This window comes from Streptomyces sp. SID5785 (assembly GCF_009870065.1).
Classification (GTDB): domain Bacteria; phylum Actinomycetota; class Actinomycetes; order Streptomycetales; family Streptomycetaceae; genus Streptomyces.
Genome location: NZ_WWIA01000158.1, coordinates 1 through 564, shown reverse-complemented (window position 1 = coordinate 564; position 564 = coordinate 1). Strand labels below are relative to the sequence as shown.

The 564-nt window shown below is 77.7% G+C and carries 1 pseudogene; it reads left to right on the top strand.

Features of this window, described 5'->3' with window-relative positions:
* Positions 1–564 (top strand): annotated as a pseudogene (locus GTW43_RS04830) (hypothetical protein); the annotation flags it as partial.

The following is a 564-nucleotide window of genomic DNA, read 5'->3' as shown; positions in this document are numbered from 1 at the left end:
GCCGGGAGCCGGGAGCCGGGAGCCGGGAGCCGTGCGGTGGTGGTGCGCCCGTGTTCGGGATGTCGCCGGAGTGGCTGCTCGCCGAGGACGGCACGCCGGTCGCCGACGCCCTCGTGCTGTCCCATCCGGAGCAGGACGAGCGGCTGCGCGGCGTCTGCCCCGAGGCCGCGCACACCGGGATCGTCGCCGGGGACCCTTGCTGGGACCGGCTGTTGGCCGCGCGCCCGCTGCGCGAGCGCTACCGCCGCGCCCTCGGCGTCCCGCCCGGCCGGCGGTTGGTGCTGCTCAGCTCGACCTGGGGTCCCGACGCCCTGTTCGGCGACGGCGGTGACGACGTCCTGCCGTCCCTGCTGCCGCGGCTGACCTCCGAACTGCCCCTGGACGCCTACCGGTGCGCCGCCGTGCTGCACCCGAACGTCTGGCACGGCCACGGTCCGGGCCAGGTGCGCGCCTGGCTGGACCGGGCCCGCCGCGCGGGCCTCGCGCTGATCGACCCGCTGCACGGCTGGCGGCAGGCGCTCCTCGCGGCGGACGCGGTCATCGGCGACCACGGCTCGGTGACCT